The organism is Candidatus Syntrophosphaera sp., assembly GCA_019429425.1.
In the GTDB taxonomy this organism is placed as follows: domain Bacteria; phylum Cloacimonadota; class Cloacimonadia; order Cloacimonadales; family Cloacimonadaceae; genus Syntrophosphaera.
The window spans coordinates 1-8,752 of the sequence record JAHYIU010000094.1 but is presented as its reverse complement, the minus strand read 5'-3'; the positions used below and the strand labels follow the sequence as shown (position 1 = coordinate 8,752).

At 54.2% G+C, this 8,752-nt stretch carries 12 protein-coding genes; all 12 read right to left on the bottom strand.

Annotated elements, in window-relative coordinates:
• The coding region (locus tag K0B87_08595; protein MBW6514796.1) for a ZIP family metal transporter at positions 1-244 on the bottom strand (244 nt) is incomplete at its 3' end.
• A 1-nt stretch (position 245) separates the two neighbouring features.
• Positions 246-443, bottom strand: a complete 198-nt coding sequence (locus tag K0B87_08590) for a hypothetical protein (GenBank protein MBW6514795.1) — start codon at positions 441-443, stop codon at positions 246-248.
• 24 nt (positions 444-467) lie between these two features.
• Positions 468-908 (bottom strand): pyridoxamine 5'-phosphate oxidase family protein, encoded by a 441-nt coding sequence (locus tag K0B87_08585; protein ID MBW6514794.1) that lies wholly within the window; start codon positions 906-908, stop codon positions 468-470.
• Between the two features lie 7 nt (positions 909-915).
• Positions 916-1,770, bottom strand: coding sequence for a peptidylprolyl isomerase (locus tag K0B87_08580; GenBank protein ID MBW6514793.1), 855 nt, complete (start codon positions 1,768-1,770; stop codon positions 916-918).
• Positions 1,682-2,515 carry a UDP-2,3-diacylglucosamine diphosphatase gene (locus tag K0B87_08575; protein ID MBW6514792.1) on the bottom strand — a complete coding sequence of 278 codons (834 nt, stop codon included), beginning with the start codon at positions 2,513-2,515 and terminating at the stop codon, positions 1,682-1,684. Before K0B87_08575 ends, K0B87_08580 begins: the two co-directional genes overlap by 89 nt.
• A gap of 1 nt (position 2,516) precedes the next feature.
• Positions 2,517-3,191 carry a DUF4159 domain-containing protein gene (locus K0B87_08570; GenBank protein MBW6514791.1) on the bottom strand — a complete coding sequence of 225 codons (675 nt, stop codon included), beginning with the start codon at positions 3,189-3,191 and terminating at the stop codon, positions 2,517-2,519.
• Positions 3,191-4,570 carry a PQQ-like beta-propeller repeat protein gene (locus tag K0B87_08565; protein ID MBW6514790.1) on the bottom strand — a complete coding sequence of 460 codons (1,380 nt, stop codon included), beginning with the start codon at positions 4,568-4,570 and terminating at the stop codon, positions 3,191-3,193. Before K0B87_08565 ends, K0B87_08570 begins: the two co-directional genes overlap by 1 nt.
• 1 nt (position 4,571) lies before the next feature.
• Complete coding sequence (locus K0B87_08560; protein ID MBW6514789.1) at positions 4,572-5,588, bottom strand: radical SAM protein; 1,017 nt, start codon at positions 5,586-5,588, stop codon at positions 4,572-4,574.
• A gap of 82 nt (positions 5,589-5,670) precedes the next feature.
• Positions 5,671-6,570, bottom strand: a complete 900-nt coding sequence (locus K0B87_08555) for a glycosyltransferase (GenBank protein MBW6514788.1) — start codon at positions 6,568-6,570, stop codon at positions 5,671-5,673.
• 5 nt (positions 6,571-6,575) lie between these two features.
• Entirely contained in the window at positions 6,576-7,049 is a 474-nt protein-coding gene (gene nusB, locus K0B87_08550) for a transcription antitermination factor NusB (protein MBW6514787.1), read from the bottom strand.
• Positions 7,033-7,512, bottom strand: coding sequence for a 6,7-dimethyl-8-ribityllumazine synthase (gene ribE, locus K0B87_08545; GenBank protein ID MBW6514786.1), 480 nt, complete (start codon positions 7,510-7,512; stop codon positions 7,033-7,035). Before ribE ends, nusB begins: the two co-directional genes overlap by 17 nt.
• Before the next feature lie 672 nt (positions 7,513-8,184).
• Positions 8,185-8,412 carry a hypothetical protein gene (locus K0B87_08540; GenBank protein ID MBW6514785.1) on the bottom strand — a complete coding sequence of 76 codons (228 nt, stop codon included), beginning with the start codon at positions 8,410-8,412 and terminating at the stop codon, positions 8,185-8,187.
• Positions 8,413-8,752 lie beyond the last annotated feature (340 nt).

Genomic DNA, 8,752 nt, shown 5'->3' with positions numbered 1-8,752 from the left:
CGGCCAGAAATCCCAGCAAGGCGGGCAGCGGATTGCCCTTGCTCATGGCAATGGCGGGATTGAGCAGGCTCCAGAAACTGGCCGCGATCATCACTCCGGCGGCGAAACCGAGCATTGTGTCCAACAGCCAGGGCTTGAAGGACCTGAAAAAGAGGACGAAGGCGGCGCCGACGGCGGTCATCAGCCAGGTGAAAGTGGTGCCCAGCAGGGCCAGGACTACGGGATTGTCAATTCCGAACAGCATTTCAGGAATAGAAGGCTTCGATGGCGTCCAGCATCTGCTGCACGGCAGCGTTGGTATCATCCACTGCCAGGGTGCGCTTGTCCCCGTTGTCGAAGGTGACGACCACGTTTCCGAGGCCGCGGGAGATCTCCCGGATCTTGGGAATCACGATGTAGCATTTGCCCAAATGCTCGTCATCGTAGGTGAAGATCGCTTTCATGATGTCTCCTTGGCCCGCTTGGGATCAGAGCTTGAGGTTCAGGCTCTGGCTGTATCTCTCGCCGGGGCGGAGGTATTCGGCCGCTTCTGGCAAGAACTCGATCAGGGTGTAATCCGGATCGTCAGAGCCTCTGAAGTATTCGTCGAAGAAGTAGCAGCGCTCAGAAGCCTCAGCCTTGAGCGCTGCTTTGTTTACAATGGAAGCGGTCCCCGAGAGCCGGATATAGCCGGTGTGGCCGTCCTCGGAAAGGGGAACGCAGATCTCCACCCATTTGTTGGCCGCGATCTGCCCCACCTTGGCGTCTCCGCTGAAAGTGGCGAAAAAATGACGCCCCGCGTGGATGAACAGGACCACGGGCCGCACCCGGGGTTGTTTTTTGTCGACTGTGGCCAGATAGACATACTGGTTTTGCCCTATCCAGGCCATTATCTCCTGTTGGAGCGCGGATTCAGATACCCGGGCCATGGCTGTTTTATTTATGGATGGTTATGGACTTGATGAAAGCCTGGTTTTCCGGGTTGGGGTTGTCCGCGCTGTCGCGGGGCAGGTTTTCGATCGTATGCACGACGTCCATGCCCTGGGTTACCTTTCCAAAAACCGTGTGGCGCCCGTCCAGATGGGGGGTTCCGCCTTCGCGGGTGACGATGAAGAACTGGGAGCCGTTGGTGTTGGGGCCCGCGTTGGCCATGCAGATGTGGGCATAGAGCACAGGCGAGATCAGGATCTGGGCATGCAAGGGATCGCGGAGTCCGGTGCGCTCCTGAAACCACTCGATCGTGTGTTCCATGATGGGGGCTCCGGATTGGGTTTCCTGCACCCTGCGGACAACGTCGAAAACCTCTTCGGCAGGGGCAGAGGCGGATTGCATGTAGGGAATGATGATCTGGGACCAGACCAGCATGGCGGTCTCTTCATCCTCGATGCTGCCGGTCACCTGTTCGCCCTGGGTGTAGCATTCGTCTTCAAAACGGTAGTCCGGGCCGCCCTGTCCGTCGTTGGCGCGGTCCCCGTCCTTGGTGTTGGGATCGCCGCCCTGGATCATGAAATCCGGGATGACGCGATGAAAATAGGTGTCGTCGTAAAAGCCTTCGCTGCTGAGCTTGACAAAGTTCTCCACGGTCTTGGGAGTCTTGTCCGGCCAGAGTTCCAGCTCGATGTTTCCGTAGGTGGTCACCATGGTCGCTTTCACGACGTTCTGTTCTGTTTGCATGTTCTCCTCCAATGCGTTGGCTTCGCCCTTACCCGCGTTCGTCTGACAATTCAGCAGGGTGAGGCTGAGCAGCAGGATCATGGCCGTCAGGGCCGTTTTGAGATGGATCCGTTTCATTTTGATTCTCCTTGTTGGCATAGTGTTCAAGATGTAAAATTCCATTGATGATCTCCACATAGCTGTGGTTTTGTATCCAATCCCCGCTGTTCACATAGGTGCCGCCCTCCAGTTCCCTGATGGCGGGTTTGTGGCTGTGGCCCATGAACACGAGGTCAAATTTGTTCCTGCGGATCTGGCTTTGGGCGTATCTGAGCAGGCCGCTGCTTTTTTTGCTCTGCAGGATGTGGGAAACCTCGCGCAGCCTGCTGGAGCGGGACATTTTCCCACCCAGGGCCAGGGCCAGGTCCGGATGGAGCAGGGAAAAAAGCTTCCTGGTGGCCGGGAAGCGGACCAGGCGGCGGAAAAACTTGTAGCGAAAGTCATTGACCGTATGCAGGTCACCATGGGTGAAGAGCATTTTTTTGCCATCCGCCTCGAGGGAAAATTTGTCGTCATGGATCTCCATTCCCAAGTAGCGGGAAAGAAAATCTCCAAACCAGAAATCGTGGTTTCCGCTCACCAGCACCAGCCTGCAGCCGTTTTCGGCTATTTCCGCCAGCCTGTGGAGCAGGGGGAAATACTGCTTGATCATGGCGTATTTCCAATCGAACCAGAGGTCGAAGATATCGCCGTTAAGCACCATCAGGTCATACTTTCCAACCGCTCCGCGCAGAAAGGACAGCACCAGTTCTTCGTTCTGAAGGTCTGCCTCGGTTTCGGGCGCGAACTTGTAATGGATGTCCGAGATAACGCAAACGCGCATGTCAGCCCCGGGAGATCAGATAGTAGATGATGTTGCAGCCAAAGCGCAGCGCGGCTTCGCGGACCTCGGGAGGGTCCTTGTGGGTGGAGGGGTCAGCCCAGCCGTCGCTGATATTGGTCTCATAGGTGTAGAAGCACATCAGGCGTCCGTTTTCGTCAAAGATGCCGAAAGCCTGGGGCGGTTTTTCGTCATGCTGGTGGATCTTGGGCAGCCCCGTGGAAAAGTCGAAAAAGCTGGTGAACAGAGGAAATGAGCCGTCCAGTTCGACGAGGTCGTACTCTGGAAACACACGTTTGATCTCGCGCCGGAAAGCTGTGTCCATGCCATAGTCGTCATCGGCATAGAGAAAGCCGCCGCGCAGCATCCATTCCCTCAGGTTCTGGAGCTCGCGCTCATCGAAGCGGATGTTTCCATGCCCGGTGAGATAGACGAAAGGTTGTTCGAACAGCCTGGCGTCGCTTGCCCGGACCACATTCTGGTCGAGGGGGAAATCGGTGTTCAGGGTGGAATTGACAAACCTGGCCAGATTGGGCAAAACTTCGGGATCGTTGTACCAATCGCCGCCGCCGTCATACTGCAGGCGGGCAAAACCGGTGCGCGAGACCGAGCCGGTCACCGCGGACAGCATTCCGCAAAGAATCAGCAGGATCCCGGGAAGGAGATGTTTGGCCTTCATCAGTTCACGATCTTCAGCTCGATGCAGATTATGGAGTTGTCCACCACGGCGTAGAAGCACATGGCATAATCGTCATAGGGGGATAGGTAGCTGAGGTTTTCATTGAGCTGCAATTCGCTCATGACGGTGCCGTTCTGGCTGTCCAGCACGCTCAGGCCCTTTTCCATGGGGATGACAGTTATGCTGCGGTCAATGCGTTTGTCCTGATTGGGCGTGATTTCCAGCATATGGGGATAGGAATGTCCGGAGAGGTTGATCGCCAGTTCCTGGCGCCAGATTTCCTTTCCCTCTTTATCCAGGCCGACTGCCTGTTTGTTGGCCAGGCAGAGGTCGATCCCGCTCTCGGTGCTGAGCAGGGCCAGGATCGGCGCTTCGAAAGAAGTTTGCCACGCCAGTTCCCGGGTTTTCTTGTCGTAGCCGAGCAAGGTGCTGCCGCTCACCAGATAAATGTTCTGCTGGTTGAAGGCCGGAATGGCGGTCACGGGATAATCCAGATCGGCGCTCCAGGCCAGGTTTAGTTCAATGCTGCGGGCTGGCGAATTGAGCACTTTGCCCACATTGGCAAGAATCTCCGTGGTCATGGCCCGCATCTGGCTCTGGGAGACATCCTGCTTGGCCTGATGCAGCTTGACGTCGAAGAACCTGCCGCCGAAGGCCATGTAGAGGATGGCCAGAAAAGTGGCCAGCAGCAGGACAAAAGAGGTCACCTGGAGCTTGTTCATCCGGTTCTTCTTCAACTTTTGCAACTGGGGGATGTTCTTGACGACGAGCCAGAGCGGGTTTTGCACCCCGCTGTAGGATTCGATCAGCGGCAGCAAGCTTTTGACCTCGGTACCGCTTTCAAAGACCTTGCCGGCAATGCCGCCCGGCAGCACGATCAGGCTCTCGTTTTCCGCCAGATGGATATGCTGGGTCCGGACCTTGATGTCCTCGCCCGAAAGCCCCAACAAACCAAGCTCTTCAAGGCTCTGGACATGGAAGTTCTTCCAGTTCCGGCCCACAACCTCGAGTTTTTTTCCATTGGTGGAGGCGCAGAAGATCCGGCCAAACTGGACAATATAGATGTCGCTGTCATAAACGACGGCGAAAAAGAGCGAGACCCCCTTTTCCTGCAGATCGGTCTTGCGCAGGCTGGCATGGAGTTTCCAATGGAAATCGGCAAAGAAGCTCTTGAGCCAGCTTTCGATCTCCATCTTGCTGATCTCCAAAACGCCGGAATTCATGATCTCCAGTTTGATCTGGGTCTGGATCTCTTCCAAAGCGAGGTTCTGCTCTTCGTTCAAGGCGCAGAGAAACCAACCGTAGCGGCCGTCCTTGCTGGCCTGGAATTCGCAGAGGCTTTGAGGGTATTGGGATGATCTGCTGAGAATCGATATCATTTTAGGTCCACCATCTGATCGAACTGCGCCAGAAAACCCGCAGCAGCGTGGGCAGGTCCATCAGCATGTTTGTGTAGGCGGCGTTGGCAAGGGGGCACCAACACTGTCTTTTATGAATGGAGCGGCGTTCCAGCTCCGCGTTGTGGCTGAACCAGATCTCCCTGAAATTGTATCGATTTTGTCGCAGGTTGCCCAGGCTTTTGGCCTTGATGCAGCAGCTCCAGACGTCTCCATCCGGAGAGATCTGAACCGAGGCCACCCCGGAATAGCAAGGCAGGACCTGGCGTTGGTCGCGCATGATCCTCTTCACGAGGTTGTAATATTCGATCCTGAAAGCCATGGTGATCTTGTTCATGCCTTTGTATTGCTCATTTTTTATGCTGTGGATGAGGTAGTCGATGGCGGATTTATAGGCCACCAGCGAGGGGGTGATGTTCGCCCCCATGGTGTCCAGTTCCACGCGTTCCTCGGCGATCTCGGTGATGTAGGAATCTGGTTTCAAATGCATCAGCCCGTTGGCAATGCTGGGAAAGCTTTCCACGTTGAGTTGCGAGATCACGGTGTGGATCCCCACCGCCAGATTCGGAATCTTGAGAGATTTCAGTTTGTTGAAGGTGAGGATGGCCTTTTTGTAGTTTCCGGGGACGTTGCGGATCTCGTCGTGCTGTTCCTCAATGCCGTCGATGGAGACGTTGATGATGATCTGGGCCTTGGGACACGCTCTGGCGATCGCGGCAGTTTTTTCCACGATCACATTGGTCAGGATCCCATTGGTGGGAATGTTTATGATCTTGGGCCGGGAGATGGAGTAGATCGCGCTCACCACTTCCACAATGTCGTTGCGCATGAAGGGCTCTCCCCCGCTGAAGGTGATCCAATATGGAGCCCTGCCGATCCTTTTGAAGGTCCTTGCATACTCGTCAACGCTGAAATTGCGGGCCTTCTTTTTCCAGATGTTACAGGTGCTGCAGCGTGAATTGCAGGTGTAGAGCAAACTTACGGTATAGTTGATGGGCAGCAGGCGCGGAAAGCCGATGTGTTTCATCAGCCAGTATCCGAGCATTCTAAAAAGCAGTTTTATCATAATTGTTCAAATCCCTTTAGGATTTCAGATTCTTGGCGGAATGGGCAATGTCCCAGGCAAAGGGGTTTTTGCCCCGGACATGAAAATCATAGCTGCCCAGCAGGCGGCAGCAGAGCTCCAAAACCATCACCGCCAGTATCTTGGCAGCGGTTTTGGGAAATTCGCGCAGTTCGGCCAGCAGGATCCAGAGAAGGGTCCCGCCGTTCTGGGACACCACTTTGTAGCCCTGCCGTCTTTGCAGCCAGAGATGGCCGTTTTGGATCCTCCGGCGCTGTTTGATGAAGTCCTTGAGGTTTTGCGGCCCCCGGTTGCTGATCAGGGCGTCCGGCACGTAGCGCAGCTTGAATCCGGCAGCGCGAACGATCGCCTCGATGCTGGCTTCGTCGACCGCAGATTCCTCGGGAATCTCATCCATCAATTTGCGAAAGGCGATCATCTCACCCAGCTTGGGAGAGATCAGCGCCATGCGATGATGCAGCCGCCAGAGCAGATTGACGGCATAGCCGATGAAAGTGCTATCTGAATTGACGGGAACCGGCCTGCCGCCCGTGGCCCCGATCCTGGGATCGGCAAAGGCTGAAACCAGCTTTTCTATTGTATCGCGCGCGGGGATCACATCGCCGGAGATCACCACCAGGAGATCGGACGCCGCTTCCCGCAGAAAGATGTTGATGGCGCTGGATTTGCCTTCACGGCGGGGCTGGGCGATCAACCGGACCTCAGGATGGCCGACGGCGAACTCCCGCACCAGTTCGTCCGTCCCATCCGTGCTGGCGCTGGAGACGACGATGATCTCGGCGATCCGGGCCCGGCGTAGTTTTTGCCCGCAGAGGGACTCCAGCAGCGGAACGATGTTTCCAGCTTCGTTGTAGGCAAAAACCCCCAGAGAACAGGTCTGAATTTTATTCTGTTCCATATAATTCACTGCGGTTTGCCGCTCTCGATCCTTTCCTTTTCCAGAAGCTCCTTGCGCACCGAATCCAGGATCCCGTTGAGGAATTTCCCGCTGCCCTCGCTGCAATACTTTTTGGAAACTTCGATGGCCTCATTGATCACCACCGCCGGCGGTGTGTCCGTAAACATCAGTTCATACACGGCGACGTGGAGGATGCTGCGGTCAAGCAGGGCAATGTTGTCCAGCCGCCAGTTCTCGCTGTGGCGGTCGATCTCGGCCTCGATCTCCTCCTGGTTGATGATCGCGTTTTTGATCAGGTCGTCCGCGAAATCCAAAACCGGCGCGGAGTTCTCGATCTTTTCAGCGGCCGCGAGCTGGCTGAGGATCTCTGGATATTTGTTCAATTGGTCATACTCGCGGAATTCGGCTCCGACCTCCGCGAAATCCAAAGCATAAAGCGTCTGAACCGCTAGCTCGCGGCTTTTACGCCTTTGTCCCACTCTGCAGTTCCTTCATCAGGTTCAGCATCTCCAAAGCCGTGCTGGCCGCGGAAAAACCTTTGTTCCCGGCTTTGGTGCCAGCCCGTTCCAGGGCCTGCTCGATCGTGTCCGTGGTCAGGATGCCAAAGATGACTGGTTTGGCCTGGGTCAAAGCCACCTGGGCAACTCCTTTGCTGACTTCCGAGGCCACGTATTCGAAATGGGGGGTCCCGCCCCTGATGACCGCACCCAGGCAGATCACGGCGTCAATTTCCTTGCTCTTGGTGGCGGCCTGGGCTATTTGCGGGATCTCGAAAGCCCCCGGCACCCAAAGCACCGTGATGTCCTTTTCGCGCACGTCGTGCCGGACCAGGCAGTCGATCGCGCCCTCCAGCAGCTTTCTGCTGATCAGTTCATTGAAGCGGCTGACCACCAGGGCGAACCTGTATCCCTTGGATACGAGATTTCCTTCGATAACTCTCATTATGATGCTCCTTTTGAAAGGAATTTTTCTATGAAATGCCATTTTATTCAAAGGCGCTTTTCGTTCAAGTAAAATCTTTCCAAACCCCCATCTTGCTCCAGGTAAGGGACCAGGATCCCTGCTTAATAAAGGCTCTTTAACAGATCGGGTGGGTGCTGGGCTCGCCTAATCTTGAAAAAACCATTAGCGGACAGCCCAAATCCTTTCGGCAAAAAGGGCAAGGCTGACTTCAGCAGCACTCTTTGACCCCTGTGTAAAACAGTTATTGCCCCGCTTAGGGTTGCAATTGAAATCCTGACCTGCCTGACTCGCATAGACCCCTATTTAACTGCCGATCTGGACTTTACGGCTGCTGATTGACCAATGCTCATTATATCTGTCTTTAAACATTATCCATTAATATCTTCACCATATGGCTCTCTTGATCATTACGGTGTCAATACGGACTCATTACGGACTTTGTCCGTAATGAGTCCGTATTGACACCGTATTGATAAGGGGAGCCAGACCAGCTAGAAAATCGGAAACTTTGGGATCTTTTTTATAAGTATCAAGTAAAACTGCAAATAGTATCACTTTCGCTGCAAATCGCTGTTTTTGGTGAGACCCCAGTATCAGGGTTTCTGCAAATCGGTATCAAGGTTTCTGCAAATCCCCGGACTGCCAATGTACCTATTTCATCAATAGCACTTTATGACTTAAGGATATCCATTCAGCCTGCAGGCGGATAAAATATATTCCAGATGATGCCCGATCACCGTCATTGTCTTTGCCATCCCAGACAAATCTAACACCTTCACTTGTAATTTGTCCAACGGAAATTGATCTAATGAGTTGCCCCTTGATATTGAACACTTTGATAGGTCGATTAGGATCCACATGCCCCTTGATCTCTATCACGAGGTCATCGACTGCCGGGTTTGGATAGCATCTTATCCTATTTATCGCTGGAACAGCTACCGGGTCGTCAATATCTGTGGTCGAGTAAGAATAGATCGAGACATTATCCTGCGCAAAGAAATACAAGTATGCATCGTCACTCTCGATATGGCCGGTATATGAACCTTGGGGCAGGTAATAATCAGGCGTAATGAACCCAGTTGGATATCCCTCTGTTGAGTCCCAAATGTTGGTGTAAATTCCAACTCGTTGTTTCTCAGGTTGTTTGAGGGCATCTGATATCCCTCGTTACTCACAATCTATGTAAGGCCAAGCGGCAAATTGCATTGTTTTCATCTTG

Bases quoted from the DNA above. Each gene is read 5' to 3' on its own strand.
- ribE (MBW6514786.1), bottom strand. From the start codon at position 7,512: ATGAGAGTTATCGAAGGAAATCTCGTATCCAAGGGATACAGGTTCGCC.
- K0B87_08565 (MBW6514790.1), bottom strand. From the start codon at position 4,570: ATGATATCGATTCTCAGCAGATCATCCCAATACCCTCAAAGCCTCTGC.
- K0B87_08555 (MBW6514788.1), bottom strand. From the start codon at position 6,570: ATGGAACAGAATAAAATTCAGACCTGTTCTCTGGGGGTTTTTGCCTAC.
- K0B87_08580 (MBW6514793.1), bottom strand. From the start codon at position 1,770: ATGAAACGGATCCATCTCAAAACGGCCCTGACGGCCATGATCCTGCTG.
- K0B87_08575 (MBW6514792.1), bottom strand. From the start codon at position 2,515: ATGCGCGTTTGCGTTATCTCGGACATCCATTACAAGTTCGCGCCCGAA.
- K0B87_08585 (MBW6514794.1), bottom strand. From the start codon at position 908: ATGGCCCGGGTATCTGAATCCGCGCTCCAACAGGAGATAATGGCCTGG.
- K0B87_08590 (MBW6514795.1), bottom strand. From the start codon at position 443: ATGAAAGCGATCTTCACCTACGATGACGAGCATTTGGGCAAATGCTAC.
- K0B87_08570 (MBW6514791.1), bottom strand. From the start codon at position 3,191: ATGAAGGCCAAACATCTCCTTCCCGGGATCCTGCTGATTCTTTGCGGA.